This window comes from Mycobacterium kyogaense, from assembly GCF_003254575.1.
Classification (GTDB): Bacteria; Actinomycetota; Actinomycetes; order Mycobacteriales; family Mycobacteriaceae; genus Mycobacterium; species Mycobacterium kyogaense.
In genome coordinates, this window is sequence record NZ_QJUA01000001.1 from 212,955 (window position 1) to 230,650 (window position 17,696).

Below are 17,696 nucleotides of genomic sequence, written 5' to 3' on the forward strand. Positions count from 1 at the left end.
GTACACATATGGAACGTTGCGGTCGACATATTGACTCCCGCTAGAACGCGTTCTAGTTTCGATGTCGTGCATGCACAGCCGTTGATCGACGCCATTGCCGAGGCCGAGGCGCTCGTCGTCGCAGCCCCGTTCATCGAATCCGAGGCCGACCTGCTCGAAGGTCTCCAGTACTTCGCCGGGTGCGTGGCGGCCTGCACGCACGTGGCCTTCGACTACGACCGTGACCACCCGTTCCTGCACAGCGGGACCGGTCCGTTCACCAAAATGGGGCTCGACAACCCGGACACGCTCTACTTCGGCACGCGCGTCGTGCCGGGGCGGGAATACGTGGTGACCGGTCGGCGTGGCACGACGACCGATCTCAGCTTTCAGATGCTCGGCGGCGAGTACACCGACGACAACGTCCCCGACAGCGAGACCGCCTTCGACGACCGCGAACTCGACATCGCGCCCGATGGCACCTTCGAATGGCGGGTGGTCCCGAAGTCGCCGGCGCAGTTGGTGATTCGCGAGGTGTACAACGACTGGTCGGCGCAGCGCGGCACGCTGGCGATCGCGCGCACCGACACTGCGGGCACCGCGCCGCCACCGCTGACCCCCGAACTGATCGAGAAGCGGTTCACGGTCGCGGGCAAGCAGCTGGTTCAGCGGGTGAAGACCTGGCTGCAGTTCCCGCAATGGTTCTACGACACGCTGCCGGTGAACACGATGGTCGCGCCGCGGCTGACCCCGGGCGGGCTGGCGACTCAGTACTCGTCGGTGGGACATTTCGATCTGGCCCCCGATCAGGCCATGGTGATCACGGTGCCGGTCTCCGATGCGCCCTACATGGGCTTCCAGCTGGGCAGCCTCTGGTACATCTCGCTGGACTACATCAATCACCAGACCTCGTTGAACGGCACTCAGGCGCAGGCGGATCCGGACGGCTTCATCCGCATCGTGGTCTCTGATGTGAACCCTGGCGTGACGAACTGGGTCGAGACGCTGGGGCATCGCAAGGGTTATCTGCAGTTCCGGTGGCAGCGGGTGTCTCGGCACCTGACCGAGGCCGACGGCCCCACGGTGGCGGTGATGGGCGTCGACGATGTCGCCGACGCGCTGCCCTACCACCGGGACAACGTGATCTCCTCTGAGGACTGGCGCGCACGAATAGCTCTGCGCCAGCAGCAGATCGGCTACAGGATGGTGGGATAGCGATGGGCATGCTCGAGAACAAGGTCGTGCTGATCAGCGGCGTCGGTCCGGCGCTGGGGACCACACTGGCGCGTCGGTGTGCGCAGGAGGGTGCCGACCTGGTGCTGGCCGCGCGCACCGTCGAGCGGCTCGAAGGCGTTGCGGGGGAGATCGAGGGCCTCGGGCGGCGCGCGGTGTCGGTGGGCACCGACATCACCGACGAGGCCCAGGTCGCCAACCTCGTCGAGAAGTCACTAGAGGCGTACGGCAAAGTCGATGTGCTGATCAACAACGCGTTCAAGGTGCCCTCGATGAAGCCGCTGGCCAAGACCAGCTTCGATCACATCCGGGAGACCTTCGAACTCACGGTGCTCGGTGCGCTCCGGCTGATCCAGGGACTCACGCCGGCGCTGACCGAGGCGAAGGGCTCGGTGGTGAACGTGAACTCGATGGTGGTGCGGCACTCCGACCCCAAGCAGGGCGCTTACAAGATGGCGAAGTCGGCTCTGCTGGCCATGTCCCAGTCCCTGGCCAGCGAGCTGGGTGCACAGGGCATCCGTGTCAATTCCGTTCTACCGGGCTACATCTGGGGTGGCACGCTGCAGGGTTACTTCGAACACCAGGCCGGCAAGTACGGCACGACCGTCGACGAGATCTATAAGGCCGCCGCCGTCAACAGTGATCTGAAGAGGCTGCCCACCGAAGACGAGGTGGCATCGGCGATCCTGTTCATGGCCAGCGATCTGTCGAGCGGGATCACCGGGCAGGCGCTGGACGTCAACTGCGGGGAGTACAAGGCATGAGCTCATCCCGCACGGATGTCGGCACCGTCGAAGACCTGCACGCCTCGGCCGTGAAAGCGTGCGGACTCGAGGATTTCGGTAGCGACGACGACAATTACCGCGAAGCGCTGGCCGTCCTGCTCGAGTCCTATCAGCGGGATGCCGACCTGACCGAGTTCGGCAGCAAGATGCAGCGGTTCTTCGTGCGCAACGCGCTCGTGGCCAGGCTGGTGTCGGAAGCGGCGTTCCAGCAGTACCCCGAACATGTCGACGTCGCCATCGAGCGGCCGATCTTCGTCACCGGCCTACCGCGCACCGGCACCACGGTCGTGCACCGACTGCTGGCCGGTGATCCGCGCCATCAGGGTCTGGAGCTGTGGCTCGCGGAGTTCCCGCAGCCACGGCCTCCTCGCGAAACCTGGTCGCAGAACCCGGTTTTCCAGCAGTTGGATGCGCAGTTCGCCAAGGCGCACGCCGAGAATCCCGACTACACCGGTCTGCACTACATGACCGCCGACGAGGTGGAGGAATGCTGGCAGCTCCTGCGGCAGTCCCTGCATTCGGTGAGTTACGAGACGTTGGCTCACCTGCCGACCTACTCGCAGTGGCTGGCGCGGCAGGATTGGACGAAGTCGTATCAGAGGCACCGCAAGAACCTCCAGCTGATCGGGCTCAACGATGCCGGCAAGCGGTGGGTCCTGAAGAACCCCAGCCATCTGTTCGCCCTCGATGCGCTGTTCGCGACCTACCCCGACGCGCTGGTGATCCAGTGCCACCGGCCGGCCGAGACGATCATGGCGTCGATGTGCTCGCTGGCGCAGCACACCACCGAAGGATGGTCGAACAGCTTCCACGGCAACGTCATCGGGGAGGATTCGCTCGAGACGTGGTCTCGGGGATTGCGGTTGTTCAGCGCCGAACGGGCCAAGCACGATCCAGCGCAGTTCTACGATCTGGACTACTTTGCGCTCATCAAGGATCCGGTGGCGGTCGTCGAGGACATCTACCGGGCCTTCGACATCGAATTCACCGACGAGGCACGCGCGGCCGTCGTGCAGACCCACGAGAAGAGCCAGCAGGGTCCGCGCGCCCCGAAGCACACGTATTCACTGGCCGACTACGGGTTGACCGAAGAGCAGGTCAAAGAACAATTCGCCGGGCTGTAAATGCGCCCAAACGTCGGTTTGGGCGAGAAGAGGGGAACCGCGTCAGCCGTCGCCGGGGGACGGCGCGCTCGAGTACTCCTCGAGACACCCCTCGGCCACGGCGTGGCGGATGCTGTCAGCCAGTCGCGGGCACGCTCGCTCGCGGGCGGGATCGCCCCCGGAAGAGCGGATCTCGGCGAAATGTGCGCAGCGCTGCGTCGCCTCTGACGTCCACTGCACCGAGGTGTGTGCCGGCCCGAGCTTCTTGACGCGCACCGCGACATGGCAGAAGCGGCAGTCCACCGAGGCCAGGCCCGAATTCAGATAGCGTTCGCGATCGGCCTGACTGCTCGCCCGCACCGCCGCTGCCCGGTCCGGGTCCGAGGCGAAATCCGGTGCCTTACCCCAGTTCTTCGAGCCGGTACCCGATACGTCGCCGTGCCCGTGCTCCTCGTCGTCGTGCCCGTGCAACAGCAGCATCGACCTCGCGAGGCGGTCCACATCGGGTGCTTCATCCATGCGCGATCCGCTCCGCTTCTCGCTGGGCGCTCACGTCGACTGCTTCTCAGAGTCCCTTGCCTTCAGGTTCTCCTCGACCTCGACGTTCCACTTCTGCACCGCAGCCGTGGTGTCGACCTCCATCTCGAAGCGGTCGGTCATCTCGGGCGTCACATCGGCGGCGTCGACGTAGAACTGCTGGTACCACCGGCGCATCTGGTACACCGCGCCGTCTTCTTCGACCAGCAGCGGGTTGTCGATGCGGGTCTTGTGCTTCCAGATCTCGACGTCCTGCAGGAAGCCCTTGCTGACCCCGTCGGTGAACGCGTCGGCCAACTTCTCAGTGGTCTTGTCGTCCAAGCCTTTCGGCTTCTCGACGATCACGCCCCACTGCAGCATGAAGGAATCCTGGGTGACCGGATAGTGGCAGTTGATCAGGATCGACTCGGCTTTGAAGTCGCCGTAGGTGTTGTGCAGCCAGTTGATCATGAACGACGGGCCGAAATAGCTCGCCTCGGAGTCGAGCTTCGCGTCCCCGTACGCGGTGCCCATGTCGTTGATGTCGGGCCGGCCCACGTTGTGGAGGTACTGCGACGCGATGTGGCCCTCGAACACGTTCTTGAAGTACGTCGGCAGGCCGAAGTGGATGTAGAAGAAGTGCGCCATGTCGGTGACGTTGTCGATGATCTCCCGGCAGTTGCTGCCTTCGATGAGCATCGAGTTCCATTTCCAGTCGGTCCACTCACCGCTGGCCCACTCGGGGATCTCGGGGATGCGGACTTCTTCCTGGGGTGGATTGCCCTCGTGGTCGTGCCATACGAAGAGCAGACCGCCGCGGACGTCGGTGTGCCAGGCGCGGGTGCGGGCCAGCCGCGGCGTGCGCTTGGCGTAGGGCACGAGCTTGCACTTGCCGTCGCCACCCCACCGCCAATCGTGGAACGGGCAGGCCACCTCGTCGCCTTTGACCGTGCCTTGCGACAGGTTCCCACCCATGTGACGGCAGTAGCCGTCGAGGATCTTCACCTCGCCGGCCGAATCCGCGAACACCACCAGCATGGTGCCGAAGATCTCGATGCCGTGCGGCTTGCCGTCGAGGTAGTCCTTCACCGGGCCCAGGCAGTGCCAGCCGCGCGCGAAGCGATCGGGCAGCGTGCCGGTGTCGATCTCGCGAATGCTCGCGGTTCCCGCCGTGTCCGTGCTCACCTGGGGCCTCCCACTCTTACTCGAATTAGAACACGTTACAGTTTTCGGCCGCTGCCGCGCAATCGCCCGGGCTTCACCAGCGCACAACGTTGCGCATCTCACGCGCGAACCCGTGCTCACGCGGGGTACCCGGCTGGCTCCGAACGCACCGAGTCGATATAGTGCACACTGTGTCCACTATTGCTCGCCCAGTCGAACCACTCGTGGGAACGCGCCGGTGGCTGGCCGTCGCTGCCGCGACATTCGCGATCGCCTGGGGCGGCAACGAGTTCACCCCGCTGCTGGTCATGTACCGCGCCGGGGAGGGCTTCTCGGGGCTGACGGTCGACCTGCTGCTGTTCGCCTACGTGCTCGGCATCGTGCCGGCGCTGCTGGTCGGGGGGCCGCTGTCCGATCGTTTCGGCCGCCGCCCGCTGATGATCCCCGCCCCGCTGCTCGCCGCGGCGGGGTCGTTGATCCTGGCGGTCGGCGCCGACTCGGCCGCGGTACTCGCCGTCGGACGCGTGTTCAGCGGGCTGGCGCTCGGCTTGGCCATGGCGGTGGGCGGCAGCTGGCTCAAGGAACTGTCTGCACCCCCCTATGGCGACGGCACCTCCGGCGCACGCCGCGCGGCGATGAGCCTGACCGCCGGGTTCGGCCTGGGAGCGGCCGCGGCGGGAGTGCTCGCGCAGTGGGGTCCCGCGCCGACGATGCTCTCCTACGCCTGCAACGCCGCCCTGGCGCTGGCCGCGGCGGCGGTGCTGACGGTCGCGCCTGAGACGCGCGGACGCCACGACAGCGCGAACTCGTGGCGGGCCGACCTGGCCATCCCGGCGGCAGCCCGGCGACGCTTCCTGTTCGTCGTGGTCCCCGTCGCGCCATGGGTCTTCGGGGCGGCCGGTTCGGCGTATGCGGTCCTACCCGCTCTGCTGACCGAGCGGGTGGCGCACGCGCCCATCGCGTTCTCTGCCCTGCTGTGCGTCGTGACGCTCGGCGTCGGTTTCGGCGTTCAGCAGGCGGGTCGGTCACTCGGCGCCGACGGCCCGCGCGGGGTGGCGACGGCGATGGTGCTGTTGCTGGCGGGGATGGGCTGCGCGGCATGGGCTGCCGCTGTCCTGACCGTGACGGCAGCGCTGATCGCGGCAGCCGTCCTGGGCGCCGGATACGGCATGGCGCTGCTCGCGGGTCTGACGGAGATCCAACGGCTCGCGGGCCCCGACGATCTGGCCGGCCTGACGGCGGTCTTCTACAGCCTGAGCTACCTGGGCTTCGGAGTTCCCGCCGCGTTGTCACTGCTGGCCGGGGCGGGCGTGACCTACCCTGCGATGTTCGCCGTGGGTGCGCTGCTCGCCGTGGTCTGCCTCGTCGTCGTCATGGTGGGTATCCGACGGTCCTAAGGTTGGTCCATGGTCACCCGCCGCGGACGTCCGCGCAGTGAGGCCGCACGCGGCGCCATTCTCAGCGCGGCGACCGAGTTGGCCACCGAGGGCGGCCCGGGGGCTGCGACCATCGACGCCATCGCCCGCCGCGCGGAGGTCAGCCGCACCACGATCTACAAGTGGTGGCCGTCGGCCGCGGCGATCGTGTTGGAGGGCCTCCTGGAATCGGTGCGGGAGTCGATCGTGCGGCCGCCCGGAAGCAGCACGGTCGAGGCCCTTGTCCATCACGTCAGTGCCCTCAACGCGATCCTGGCCGATCCCGGCGTCGGTGCCCTGCTGCGCAACGTGATCGCCGCCGCCGCCGGTGATCCGGCGATCCAGACCGCTCTGCTGACCCGATGGATCGAACCGCGTCGTGGCGCCGTCGTGGACGCGCTGACCGACGCCGTCGCGGACGGAGAGCTTCCCGGGGACACCGAGATCGAGGTGGTGGTCGACGCGTTGGTGTCACCGCCGTACTACCGGCTCGTCTTCGGCATGCCGCCGCTGTCCGAGCGCGGCGTCCGTGCGCTGGTCGACGCGGTGTGGGCGGGGTGCTCCTAGCGGTCCTGCCACCCCGAATGGATGTAGGTGTCGGCGAAGCGCTTCAGCGAATCCTTCTTCTGCTCGATCGGCGCATCGAAGCTCAACCCGTCGAACACCCACGGGATCACGATGTTGTCGGTCACCCCGACTTCGGCCAGTTCCCGGTGCCCGTCGACACCGAACTTATCGATGCAGACGGCCTGGTACTCGAACGGTCCGTCGGCGCGGTCGTATTCGGCCCGCAGCGCCTCGATCTTGCCGATCGTCTCGCCGAGCTCCGCGCCGGTCATCATCGCGCTGGTCCAGCCGTCCCCGACGCGTGCCGCGCGTTTGAGCGCGACGTCGGTGTGGCCGCCGACGTAGAACGGCACCGGCTCACTGGGTGCGGGGCTCATCTGGAGCCGGTCGAAGTCGTAGAAGTCGCCGTGGAACTCGACCATGCCGCCGCCGAGCACCAGCTTGATCACCTCGATCATCTCGTCGACTCGTTTGCCGCGTTTGGCGTAGGGCACGCCACACCACTCGAACTCCTCTGGCGCCCAGCCGATTCCGACGCCGAAGCCGAACCGGTTGCCGGTCAGGTTCGCCACCGACCCCACCTGCCGGGCCAGTAGCTGTGGATTGCGCGAACCCAACTTCATCACGTTGGTGTAGAACCGCAGCGTGGAGGTGACCGCACCCATCGAGCCGGCCGCGATCAGCGGATCCACCCACGGGGTGTTCTCGTCCCACATCCGCGAACCGTCGGGGGTGTACGGGTAGTCCGCCGACTGCTTCTCCATGTAGAACAGCGAATCCGGCAGCGCGATCGCGTCGAAGCCGACCTCTTCTGCGGTGCGGGCGATCTCGAGCAGCTGGTCGATGGGGCCCATCGCCACGCTGCACGTGTACTTCATCATGAGGCCGGCTTGTCGCCGGGTTTGTCACTGGAGACCACCCACATCGAGTAGTACTGTGCCCCACCGCCATACGCGTGACCGAGAGCTTTGCGGGCGCCGGGGACCTGGTGGTCGGCGCCTTTGCCCATCACCTGGATGGCGGACTCGGCGAAGCGGATCATGCCGGATGCGCCGATCGGATTCGACGACAGCACGCCGCCGGAGGGGTTGAACGGAATGCGCCCACCGATGGCGGTCTCCCCGGCTTCGGTCAACTTCCAGCCCTCACCCTCGGCGGCGAAGCCGAGGCTCTCCAGCCACATCGGCTCATACCAGGAGAACGGCACGTACACCTCGGCCACGTCGATCTCGTCGATCGGGCTGCTGATCCCGGCGGACTTCCACAACGCCGCAGCAGCGTCACGGCTGGCCTGCGGGTTCACCTGGTCGCGCCCGGCATACGCCAGCGGCTCGGTGCGCAGCGCAGTGGCGTGCACCCATGCGACCGGATGTCCCTCGGCGACACGGGCATCTGCGCTCGCCTCGTCGCCGATCACCATCGCGGCCGCCCCGTCCGACGACGGGCATGTCTCGTCGTAACGGATCGGATCCCACAGCATCGGGGAGGACATCACCTTCTCCAGCGTGATGTCGGGCTGGTGCAGATGGGCCAACGGGTTCTTGACGGCGTTGAGCCGGTCTTTGACCGCGACCATCGCGCCGATGTGCGTGGGTGCACCGGAACGACGGATGTAGGCGCGCACGTGCGGCGCGAAGTATCCGCCCGCTCCGGCGCCGACAGGTTTGGTGAACGGCACCGGGATGCTCAACGCCCACATGGCATTCGATTCCGACTGCTTCTCCCACGCCATCGTCAACACCCGGCGGTACTTACCCGACTGCACGAGGCTCGCGGCCACGATCGCGGTCGACCCGCCCACCGAACCGGCCGTGTGTACGCGGATCAGCGGCTTGTTCGTCGCGCCGGTCGCGTCGACCATGAACAGTTCGGGCATCATGACGCCCTCGAAGAAGTCGGGCGCCTTGCCCACCACGACCGCGTCGATGTCGGCGAACGCGACGCCCGCATCCGCCAACGCACGGTCGATGGCCTCGCGCACGAGGCCGTTCATCGACACGTCGGTGCGCTTGGCGACGTACTTGGTCTGACCAGTGCCCAGAACTGCTGCCAGCTTTTTCGCCATGACTACTTCCCTTCCAGGACAGCGACCAGATTCTGTTGCAGCGCAGGCCCACTCGTCGCATGTGCCAGTACGCGGGATGCCTCACCCGAGAAGATGTGGCGCGCGGCCTCACCGATGCGCTCCAGGCCCGCGGAGAACATCGGGTTGGCGGCCAACGTGCCGCCGCTCGGGTTGATCGTCGTCGAATCACCGAGTCCGATCGCCTCTGTGAGGATCAGGTGCTGATGGCTGAACGGCGCGTAGATTTCTGCGATCTCGATCGAGGACGTGTCCCCGCCGGTGGCCGCCTGCGCAGACGCCGCCGTGGACGGCGAGGTGGTCAGATCGCGGGCGCCGAGCACGGGTGTCTCGATGCGATGCTCGATGCCGGTGATCCAGGCGGGTCGCTCGCGCAGCTCACGAGCCCGATCGCCGGCCGCCAGCACGATCGCCGACGCGCCGTCGGTGATCGGCGCGATGTCGTGGCGGCGCAGAGGTTCTGCGAAGTAGGGCTGGGAGAGCAACTCTTCGACGCTGCTTCCGGACTGCAGCCGATCCACCCGGCCCGCCGCTTGTGCCTCGAGTGCGACCTCGGCCATCTGCTCAGCGGTCCATGCGCCCGAGTCGAGCCCCAGGCGGGCCTGCAGGCCGGCGATGCTGACCGAGTCCGGCCACAGCGGTGCCACCGTGTACGGGTCGGTCTGCAGTGCCAACACCCGGCGCAGGGTGCCCGCGCTGGACTTGCCGAAGCCGTACACCAACGCCGTCTCGACCTCGCCGGTGAGGATCTTGATGTAGGCCTCGTACAGCGCCCAGGCCGCGTCCATCTCGACGTGGGATTCGTTGATCGGTGGCACGGCGCCGATCGAATCGATAGCCGAGATGAACGAGAAGGCGCGGCCGGCAAGATAATCCGACGAACCAGAGCACCAGAAGCCGATGTCGGACTTGGTGATGCCGAGCTCGTCGTAGATTTCGGCGAAGCACGGCATCAGCATCTCGACACCGTTGGTGGTGCCGTCGGTGCGGCGCACGTGCGGGGCGTGCGCGAACCCGACCACTGCTACGTCAGTCATGGAATATGCCCCTTAGAGGTGATGCTTGTAGGAGTCGTACTCGGCGTCGGGTTCGCCGGTCGGTCGGAAGTACTCGATGTTGTCGATGCCGAGGCCCCACTGATCTTGCGGCTTCCACACCGCCTCGACGCGCATGCCCATCCGCACCTTGTCTGCGTCGATGTCCGACACCAGGTGCAGTACCGGGATGTCGGCTCCGTCGAGCAGCACGTAGGCCGCGACGTAGGGAGGCTTGATGCGCTGGCCGGCGAACGGGATGTTGATGATCGCGAAGGTCGTGACGGTGCCTGTGTCGGATACTTCGACGAACTGGTCGAGCGGCCGACCGGTGGCCGGATTGGCTTCCTTCGGCGGGAAGTACACCTTGCCGTCATCGCCTGAGCGCGCGCCGAGCAGCGTGCCCTTCTCCAGCGCGCGCAGGAACGTGCTCTCGGGAAACGATGCGGTGTGCTGGATTTCGATGGATGCCGGCGAGATCACCATCGTCACCGGATCGAGGCCCTCAGCCGGCTCCGGCGTCTCCTCCGCCTCCTCACCCAGGTCGAAGTACGCGATATCGGTGATCGCGCCGACGGTTTCGTCGGCCCAGTGCACGTGGACGCGGGCGCCGGTGCTGACCGCGTCAGGTCCGTCGGCGGCCACGGCGTGCAGCAGGGGGGTGTCGGCACCGTCGAGGCGGATCAGCGCCCAGGCGAACGGCCGGTCGAGTGGTTGGCCCTCCAGCGGGTGGGACTGCCACGTCCAGGTCAGCACCGTGCCCACGCTGGACACAGCGACGACCTCGGTCAGAGCCTCGGAGGTCACGGGGTCATACTCAGCGGGCGGAACGTGGACTCGCCCGTCGGAGCCACGCACCCCGACAACGCGTCGCTCGCGCAGAGCGGTGAAGAACTCACCGAGGAGTGGTCCCACTGAACGGGTGTAGTCGAATGAGAGCCTCAGCGGCGCTGAGAGCGGCGGCTCATGGGGATCGATCTGCACCGGACTGCTTTGGCTGGTGGTCACGGCATCGAGTAGAACAGGTTCTAAGAATGGTTTCAAGAAGGGGTCTGGAGGCGACCGCATGAAGTTGGGATTGCAGCTCGGATACTGGGGCGCGCAGCCGCCGGAGAACCACGCCGAACTCGTCGCGGCCGCCGAGGACGCGGGCTTCGACACGGTGTTCACCGCCGAGGCGTGGGGCTCGGACGCCTACACACCGCTGGCGTGGTGGGGCCGCGAAACGAGCCGGTTGCGGCTCGGCACGTCAGTGATCCAGCTGTCCGCCCGCACCCCGACCGCGTGCGCGATGGCCGCGCTGACCCTCGATCACCTCTCGGGCGGCAGGCACATCCTGGGGCTCGGCGTTTCCGGACCGCAGGTCGTCGAGGGCTGGTACGGCGCGAAGTTCCCCAAGCCGTTGGCCCGCACCCGCGAGTACGTCGACATCCTGCGCCAGGTCTGGGCACGCGAGGCCCCGGTGCACAGCGACGGCCCGCACTATCCGCTACCGCTGACCGGTGAAGGCACCACCGGCCTGGGCAAGAACCTGAAACCGATCACTCACCCGCTGCGCGCGGACATCCCCGTCATGCTCGGCGCCGAGGGACCCAAGAACGTCGCACTGGCCGCCGAGATCTGCGACGGCTGGCTGCCGATCTTCTATTCGCCGCGCATCGCCTCGATGTACAACGAGTGGCTCGACGAGGGTTTCGCGCGACCCGGTGCCCGCCGCACCCGGGAGACCTTCGAGATCTGCGCGACCGCGCAGGTCGTCGTCACCGACGAACGGCCCGCGATCATGGAGTTGATGAAGCCGCACCTGGCGCTCTACATGGGCGGCATGGGTGCCGAGGACACCAACTTCCACGCCGACGTGTACCGCCGGATGGGCTACGCCGAAGTCGTCGACGACGTCACGAAGCTGTTCCGCAGTGACCGCAAAGACGAAGCGGCGAAGATCATCCCGGACGAGTTGGTCGACGACTCCGCGATCGTCGGTGATCTGGCCTACGTGCAGCAGCAGATCAAGGCCTGGGAGGCCGCCGGGGTGACGATGATGGTGGTCGGCGCCCGATCGACCGACCAGATCCGGGATCTCGCCGCGCTGGTGTAGACAGATCTTGCTGACTGTCTAGAACACGTTCTAGATTGGCGGTGTGACTCAACACACCGTCCAGGGCACCGTGCTGAACATGCCGGTGCGCGTGCGCACCGCGCATCAACACACAGCCATGTTCGTCGTCGACGCCGATGCCGCGCAGCGGATGATCGACTACAGCGGGCTGCGGGTGTGCCGCTTCCTGGGCAACCGCGCGATGGTCGTGCTGATGTTGATGCGCTACGAGGACACCGATCTCGGGCAGTACTGGGAGTACGGCACCAACGTGATGGTGAACCCGCCGGGATCGAACGCGAGCGGGCTGGCTGCGCTGCAGTCGGCCGGCGCGTTCGTCCATCATCTCCCCGTCGACCAGTCGTTCACGCTGGAGGCCGGTCGCACGATCTGGGGCTATCCAAAGGTGATGGCGGACTTCACCATTCGCGAGGGCCGGCGATACGGATTCGATGTCACCATTGACGGCGCACACGTCGTCTCGATGGACTTCGCGCCGGGACTGCCGATGCCGGACCGGTTCACCGCTCGCCCCCAGGTGCATTCCACGTACTCCTACGCCGACGGCGTGATCCGCGAGACGCCGGGGGAGATGCGGATGACGGGGGTGCGGTATCGACCAGGAGGTGTCAGCGTGCGCTTGGGCACCCATCCCTATGCCGCCGAACTCGCCGCGCTGGGATTGCCGAAACGCGCCCTCGTGTCCAGTTCGGCTGCCAACGTGGACATGACTTTCGCCGACGCCAAGGAGATCGCGTGACTGCTATTGCCCCCGCCAAGCCCGATGTCGACCTCGCCGACGGCAACTTCTACGCCGACGGACGTGGTGCGCGCGACGCTTATGCGTGGATGCGCGCGAACCAGCCGGTGTTCCGCGATCGCAACGGGCTGGCCGCGGCGACGACCTACCAGGCCGTGCTGGACGCCGAGCGCAACCCCGAATTGTTCTCCAGCACAGGCGGAATCCGCCCCGACCAGCCCGGCATGCCGTACATGATCGACATGGACGACCCGGCCCACATCCTGCGCCGGAAGCTGGTCAACTCAGGCTTCACCCGCAAGCGGGTGATGGACAAGGTGCCCTCGATCGAGCGGCTGTGCGACTCGCTGATCGACGCGGTGTGCGAGCGTGGCGAGGCCGACTTCGTCCGTGACATCGCCGCGCCGCTGCCGATGGCCGTCATCGGCGACATGCTGGGGGTGCTGCCGTCCGAGCGCGACAAGCTCCTCGAATGGTCCGACGACCTCGTGTGCGGGCTCTCGTCCACAGTCGACGAGCAGACGATCCAGAAGCTGATGGAGACGTTCGCCGCATACACCGCGTTCACGATGGAGACGATCGCCGACCGCCGAGCCAACCCGACCGACGACCTGTTCTCGGTGTTGGTCAACGCCGAGGTCGAGGGCCAGCGGATGAGCGACGACGAGATCGTCTTCGAGACGCTGCTGATCCTCATCGGTGGGGACGAGACCACGCGACACACGCTCTCTGGGGGCACCGAACAGCTGCTGCGGCACCAGGATCAGTGGCAGCGGCTCTGTGCCGATCTGGAACTGCTGCCCGGTGCCATCGAGGAGACGCTGCGCTGGACGTCGCCGGTGAAGAACATGTGCCGGACGCTGACCGCGGACACCGAGTTCCACGGAACGGCGTTGAGCGCCGGCGAGAAGATCATGCTGATGTTCGAGTCGGCCAACTTCGACGAGTCCGTGTTCGACGATCCGCACACCTTCCGGATCGATCGAAATCCGAACAGCCACCTGGCCTTCGGCTTCGGCACACACTTCTGCCTGGGCAATCAGCTGGCGCGCCTCGAGCTCAAGATCATGATGAGCAAGGTGCTCACGCGGCTGCCCGATCTGCGACTCGCCGACGAGGGCATGCTGCCGCTACGGCCCGCCAACTTCGTCAGCGGGCTGGAGTCGATGCCCGTGGTGTTCACGCCGTCGGCGAAGGTGGTCGACTAGCCCTGTCGCGCCGCGGCGACTGTGCGTCCTGGTACGCCCGCCGCCGCGTGTTGGGGATGACACCGCACACTCGCGGCTGGGTTACTTCATCTTCCAGACGGGAGCGCGCTTCTCCTTGAACGCCCGCGGGCCTTCCTTGGAGTCTTCGCTCAAGAAGACCGGGATGCCGTTGGCGGTGTCGGGCTTGAAGGCCTCTTCTTCGTGCATGCCCTCGGTCTCGCGGATGGTCTTGAGAATCGCCTGCACTGCCAGCGGCCCGTTGTTGTTGATCACCTCGGCGAGCTCGAGTGCCTTGTCCAGCGCGCTGCCGTCGGGCACCACGTGACCGATCAGTCCGTAGGACAGGGCTTCGGCCGCGGTGATGTGACGGCCGGTCACCAGCAGATCGCACGCGATCGTGTACGGGATCTGCCGCACCAGGCGCACGGCCGAGCCACCCATCGGGTACAGGCTCCACTTCGCCTCGGAGATACCGAACTTGGCGCTCTCCCCGGCGACGCGGATGTCGGTGCCCTGCAGGATCTCGGTGCCGCCCGCGATCGCCGGACCTTCGACGGCGGCGATCAGCGGCTTCGTCAGCCGGCGGCCCTTCAGCAGCGCCGGGATCGTCGAGGGGTCGTAGCTGCCGTCCTTGAACGAGTCGCCCGGCGGCTTCTTCGAAGCACCCTTGAGGTCCATACCGGCGCAGAAGTAGCCGCCCGCGCCGGTCAGGATGCAGGTGCGGATCTCCGGGTCGCTGTCGACGCGATCCCACGCCTCGACCATGATCGCCATCATCTCGCCGGAGAGGGCATTGCGGGCCTCGGGCCGGTTCATCGTGACGATCAGGGTGTGTCCGCGCTGCTCAACTAGGCAGTCGGGCTGCTTCTCGGAATTCTGCGCGTCACTCACAGATCAGGCCGCCTTCCAGCGTCGTTGCCACAGACTTGTCTGGAAATGTAACACGTTCTAGTTTAGAGCTGTGGCCCTCAACATAGCCGATCTCGCCGAGCACGCCATCGACGCCGTGCCTGACCGCGTCGCCCTCATCTCGGGTGACGAGACGCTGACCTATGCCGAGCTCGAGGAGAAAGCGAACCGGCTCGCGCACTACCTGCTCGACCAGGGCGTCAAGAAGGACGACAAGGTCGGGCTGTACTGCCGCAACCGCATCGAGATCGTGATCGCGATGCTCGGCATCGTCAAGGCCGGGGCGATCCTGGTGAACGTCAACTTCCGCTACGTCGAGGGCGAGCTGAAGTACCTGTTCGACAACTCCGACATGGTCGCGCTGGTGCACGAGCGCCGCTACGCCGACCGGGTGGCCAACGTGCTGCCCGAGACGCCGAATGTGAAGACCATCCTCGTCGTCGAAGACGGCACCGACGACGACTTCCAGCGGTACGGCGGGGTGGAGTTCTACGAGGCCCTGGCGCAGGGCTCGCCCGAGCGGGACTTCGGTCCGCGTAGCGAGGACGACATCTACCTGCTCTACACCGGTGGCACGACCGGGTTCCCGAAGGGCGTGATGTGGCGCCATGAGGACATCTATCGAGTCCTGTTCGGCGGCACCGACTTCGCGACGGGTGAGCCCATCGCCGACGAGTACGACCTCGCCAAGGCGGCGGCGGCGAACCCGCCCATGATCCGGCTGCCCATCCCGCCGATGATCCACGGCGCGACCCAGTCGGCGACGTGGATGTCCTTGTTCTCTGGTCAAACCGTGGTGCTGGCACCGGAGTTCGACGCTGACGCGGTGTGGCGGATGATCCATGAGCACAAGGTCAACCTGCTGTTCTTCACCGGTGACGCGATGGCTCGACCACTGCTCGATGCGCTGCTCGCCCACCAGGATGCCGGGAACGAGTACGACCTGTCGAGCCTGTTCCTGCTCGCCAGCACCGCCGCCCTGTTCTCGACCAGCCTGAAGGAGAAGTTCCTCGAGCTGCTGCCCAACCGGATCATCACCGATTCGATCGGCTCGTCGGAGACCGGCTTCGGCGGCACCAGTGTGGTCGCCAAGGGACAGTCGCACACCGGCGGCCCGCGCGTGACCATCGACAAGAACACCAAGGTGCTCGACGACGATGGCAACGAGATCGAGCCGGGTTCGGGTAAGCGCGGCATCATCGCCAAGTGCGGCCACATCCCGGTCGGCTACTTCAAGGACGAGAAGAAGACGGCCGAGACGTTCCGCACCTATCACGGTGTGCGATATGCGATTCCGGGTGACTATGCCGAGGTGGAGGCCGACGGCACCGTGACGATGCTGGGCCGCGGCTCGGTATCGATCAACTCGGGCGGCGAGAAGATCTACCCCGAAGAGGTGGAGGCTGCTCTCAAGGGCCACCCCGACGTGTTCGACGCGCTCGTCGTCGGTGTGCCCGACCCCCGCTTCGGGCAGCACGTCGCTGCCGTCGTGCATGCCCGCGAGGGCAGCCGGCCGACGCTGGCCGAGCTCGACGCCTTCGTGCGCAGCGAGATCGCCGGCTACAAGGTGCCGCGCAGCCTGTGGCTGGTCGACGAGGTGAAGCGTTCCCCTGCAGGCAAACCCGACTACCGATGGGCCAAGGACGTGACCGAAGAGCGGCCTGCCGATGAGGTCCACTCCAAGCATGCGGCGGTGAAATAGTATGAGAACTGAACTGTGCGATCGCTTCGGCATCGAATATCCGATTTTCGTCTTCACCCCGTCCGAGAAGGTCGCCGCGGCCGTGACCAAGGCAGGCGGACTGGGCGTGCTCGGCTGCGTGCGGTTCAACGACGCCGACGACCTCGAGAACGTCCTGCAGTGGATGGATGCCAACACCGATGGCAAGCCCTACGGCGTCGACATCGTGATGCCGGCCAAAGTGCCGACCGAGGGCACGTCGGTCGACATCAACAAGCTCATCCCCGCCGAGCACCGCGAGTTCGTCGACAAGACGCTCGCCGACCTCGGGGTGCCCCCACTGCCGGCCGACGAGGAACGCTCCGAAGGCGTTCTCGGATGGCTGCATTCGGTGGCGCGCAGCCACGTCGAGGTCGCCCTCAAGCATCCGATCAAACTGATCGCCAACGCGCTGGGTTCACCGCCCAAGGACGTCATCGACCAGGTGCACGAGGCCGGCGTGCCGATCGCAGCGCTCGCGGGCTCGGCCAAACACGCACTGCGGCATGCCGAGAACGGTGTCGACATCGTCGTCGCCCAGGGCCACGAGGCCGGGGGGCACACCGGTGAGATCGGCTCGATGGTGCTGTGGCCGGAGATCGTCGATGCCCTCGACGGTAAGACGCCGGTGCTCGCGGCCGGCGGCATCGGCACCGGTCGGCAGGTTGCCGCTGCTCTGGCCCTTGGCGCACAAGGGGTCTGGATGGGCTCGGCGTTCCTCACCTCGGCGGAGTACGACCTCGGGGTGCGCCTGGACTCCGGCCGCTCCGTGATCCAGGAAGCGATGCTGAGCGCGACGTCGGCCGACACGGTGCGCCGCCGCATCTACACGGGCAAGCCGGCGCGGTTGCTCAAGAGCCGCTGGACCGACGCCTGGGACGCCGACGGCGCGCCCCAGCCACTGCCGATGCCGCTGCAGAACATCCTCGTCAGTGAGGCCCATCAGCGGATGAGCGAATCGAGCGATCCCACCGCGGTCGCGATGCCCGTCGGGCAGATCGTCGGTCGGATGAACGAGATCCGGCCCGTCGCCGACATCATCGCCGAACTGGTCAGCGGCTTCGACGAGGCGACGAAACGGCTGGACGGAATCCGCGGGGCCTGAGGGGGCGTATAAAGCAG

17 protein-coding genes are annotated in these 17,696 nt (G+C 66.5%); 10 read left to right on the plus strand and 7 right to left on the minus strand.

Annotated elements, in window-relative coordinates; translation table 11 throughout:
* Positions 1 to 66: 66 nt before the first annotated feature.
* From DMB80_RS01050 to DMB80_RS01060, 3 genes are read left to right on the plus strand one after another with little or no spacing between them, the layout of a single operon-like run.
* Entirely contained in the window at positions 67 to 1,194 is a 1,128-nt protein-coding gene (locus DMB80_RS01050) for a hypothetical protein (protein WP_111508170.1), read from the plus strand.
* Between the two features lie 8 nt (positions 1,195 to 1,202).
* Positions 1,203 to 1,976, plus strand: a complete 774-nt coding sequence (locus tag DMB80_RS01055) for an SDR family oxidoreductase (RefSeq protein ID WP_420812106.1) — start codon at positions 1,203 to 1,205, stop codon at positions 1,974 to 1,976.
* The gene (locus DMB80_RS01060) at positions 1,973 to 3,121 is read left to right on the plus strand and encodes a sulfotransferase family protein (RefSeq protein WP_111508172.1); all 1,149 of its coding nucleotides are present in this window, start codon (positions 1,973 to 1,975) and stop codon (positions 3,119 to 3,121) included. The genes DMB80_RS01055 and DMB80_RS01060 overlap by 4 nt, the downstream gene beginning before the upstream one ends.
* Positions 3,122 to 3,163: 42 nt before the next feature.
* Here the strand turns inward: DMB80_RS01060 and DMB80_RS01065 are convergent, their stop codons facing one another.
* A complete protein-coding gene (locus DMB80_RS01065) occupies positions 3,164 to 3,619 on the minus strand; it encodes a hypothetical protein (protein WP_111508173.1) in 456 nt (151 codons plus the stop codon).
* Between the two features lie 30 nt (positions 3,620 to 3,649).
* Entirely contained in the window at positions 3,650 to 4,801 is a 1,152-nt protein-coding gene (locus DMB80_RS01070) for a 3-ketosteroid-9-alpha-monooxygenase, oxygenase component (protein WP_073683511.1), read from the minus strand.
* 170 nt (positions 4,802 to 4,971) lie between these two features.
* Here DMB80_RS01070 and DMB80_RS01075 point away from each other — a divergent pair, with 170 nt between their 5' ends.
* Positions 4,972 to 6,177 (plus strand): MFS transporter, encoded by a 1,206-nt coding sequence (locus DMB80_RS01075; RefSeq protein WP_240430949.1) that lies wholly within the window; start codon positions 4,972 to 4,974, stop codon positions 6,175 to 6,177.
* Positions 6,178 to 6,186: 9 nt separating this feature from the next.
* Positions 6,187 to 6,762, plus strand: coding sequence for a TetR/AcrR family transcriptional regulator (locus DMB80_RS01080; RefSeq protein WP_111508174.1), 576 nt, complete (start codon positions 6,187 to 6,189; stop codon positions 6,760 to 6,762).
* Here the strand turns inward: DMB80_RS01080 and DMB80_RS01085 are convergent.
* From DMB80_RS01085 to DMB80_RS01100, 4 genes are read right to left on the minus strand one after another with little or no spacing between them, the layout of a single operon-like run.
* Positions 6,759 to 7,640: a TIGR03619 family F420-dependent LLM class oxidoreductase gene (locus DMB80_RS01085; protein WP_111508175.1), complete on the minus strand. Its 882-nt coding sequence runs from the start codon at positions 7,638 to 7,640 to the stop codon at positions 6,759 to 6,761. The two genes, DMB80_RS01080 and DMB80_RS01085, sit on opposite strands and share 4 nt — an antisense overlap.
* A complete protein-coding gene (locus DMB80_RS01090; protein WP_111508176.1) occupies positions 7,640 to 8,827 on the minus strand; it encodes a thiolase domain-containing protein in 1,188 nt (395 codons plus the stop codon). The genes DMB80_RS01085 and DMB80_RS01090 overlap by 1 nt, the downstream gene beginning before the upstream one ends.
* A gap of 2 nt (positions 8,828 to 8,829) precedes the next feature.
* Positions 8,830 to 9,882, minus strand: coding sequence for a thiolase domain-containing protein (locus DMB80_RS01095; RefSeq protein WP_048421800.1), 1,053 nt, complete (start codon positions 9,880 to 9,882; stop codon positions 8,830 to 8,832).
* 12 nt (positions 9,883 to 9,894) lie between these two features.
* On the minus strand, positions 9,895 to 10,887 hold the full coding sequence (locus tag DMB80_RS01100; RefSeq protein ID WP_205538442.1) for a Zn-ribbon domain-containing OB-fold protein: 993 nt from the start codon (positions 10,885 to 10,887) through the stop codon (positions 9,895 to 9,897).
* A 58-nt stretch (positions 10,888 to 10,945) separates the two neighbouring features.
* Between DMB80_RS01100 and DMB80_RS01105 the strand changes: the two genes are divergently transcribed.
* Genes DMB80_RS01105 through DMB80_RS01115 form a run of 3 tightly spaced genes read left to right on the plus strand, consistent with a single transcriptional unit; the run spans position 10,946 to position 13,945 of the window.
* Positions 10,946 to 11,977, plus strand: a complete 1,032-nt coding sequence (locus tag DMB80_RS01105) for an LLM class F420-dependent oxidoreductase (protein WP_111508178.1) — start codon at positions 10,946 to 10,948, stop codon at positions 11,975 to 11,977.
* A 43-nt stretch (positions 11,978 to 12,020) separates the two neighbouring features.
* Positions 12,021 to 12,737 (plus strand): acetoacetate decarboxylase family protein, encoded by a 717-nt coding sequence (locus DMB80_RS01110; protein ID WP_111508179.1) that lies wholly within the window; start codon positions 12,021 to 12,023, stop codon positions 12,735 to 12,737.
* 5 nt (positions 12,738 to 12,742) lie between these two features.
* Positions 12,743 to 13,945 (plus strand): cytochrome P450, encoded by a 1,203-nt coding sequence (locus tag DMB80_RS01115; protein WP_240430961.1) that lies wholly within the window; start codon positions 12,743 to 12,745, stop codon positions 13,943 to 13,945.
* 81 nt (positions 13,946 to 14,026) lie between these two features.
* Here the strand turns inward: DMB80_RS01115 and DMB80_RS01120 are convergent, their stop codons facing one another.
* Positions 14,027 to 14,836 carry a crotonase/enoyl-CoA hydratase family protein gene (locus DMB80_RS01120; RefSeq protein ID WP_111508181.1) on the minus strand — a complete coding sequence of 270 codons (810 nt, stop codon included), beginning with the start codon at positions 14,834 to 14,836 and terminating at the stop codon, positions 14,027 to 14,029.
* Positions 14,837 to 14,906: 70 nt separating this feature from the next.
* On the opposite strand from DMB80_RS01120, the gene DMB80_RS01125 reads away from it, so the two are divergent.
* Together DMB80_RS01125 and DMB80_RS01130 are read left to right on the plus strand one after the other, a co-directional pair.
* Positions 14,907 to 16,556 carry an acyl-CoA synthetase gene (locus tag DMB80_RS01125; RefSeq protein ID WP_111508182.1) on the plus strand — a complete coding sequence of 550 codons (1,650 nt, stop codon included), beginning with the start codon at positions 14,907 to 14,909 and terminating at the stop codon, positions 16,554 to 16,556.
* Position 16,557: 1 nt separating this feature from the next.
* Positions 16,558 to 17,679, plus strand: coding sequence for an NAD(P)H-dependent flavin oxidoreductase (locus DMB80_RS01130; protein ID WP_111508183.1), 1,122 nt, complete (start codon positions 16,558 to 16,560; stop codon positions 17,677 to 17,679).
* Positions 17,680 to 17,696: the final 17 nt, after the last annotated feature.

Coding starts and splice junctions, on each gene's coding strand:
- DMB80_RS01085 (WP_111508175.1), bottom strand. CDS start 7,640: ATGAAGTACACGTGCAGCGTGGCGATGGGCCCCATCGACCAGCTGCTC.
- DMB80_RS01055 (WP_420812106.1), top strand. CDS start 1,203: ATGCTCGAGAACAAGGTCGTGCTGATCAGCGGCGTCGGTCCGGCGCTG.
- DMB80_RS01060 (WP_111508172.1), top strand. CDS start 1,973: ATGAGCTCATCCCGCACGGATGTCGGCACCGTCGAAGACCTGCACGCC.
- DMB80_RS01130 (WP_111508183.1), top strand. CDS start 16,558: ATGAGAACTGAACTGTGCGATCGCTTCGGCATCGAATATCCGATTTTC.
- DMB80_RS01095 (WP_048421800.1), bottom strand. CDS start 9,882: ATGACTGACGTAGCAGTGGTCGGGTTCGCGCACGCCCCGCACGTGCGC.
- DMB80_RS01080 (WP_111508174.1), top strand. CDS start 6,187: ATGGTCACCCGCCGCGGACGTCCGCGCAGTGAGGCCGCACGCGGCGCC.
- DMB80_RS01090 (WP_111508176.1), bottom strand. CDS start 8,827: ATGGCGAAAAAGCTGGCAGCAGTTCTGGGCACTGGTCAGACCAAGTAC.
- DMB80_RS01065 (WP_111508173.1), bottom strand. CDS start 3,619: ATGGATGAAGCACCCGATGTGGACCGCCTCGCGAGGTCGATGCTGCTG.
- DMB80_RS01105 (WP_111508178.1), top strand. CDS start 10,946: ATGAAGTTGGGATTGCAGCTCGGATACTGGGGCGCGCAGCCGCCGGAG.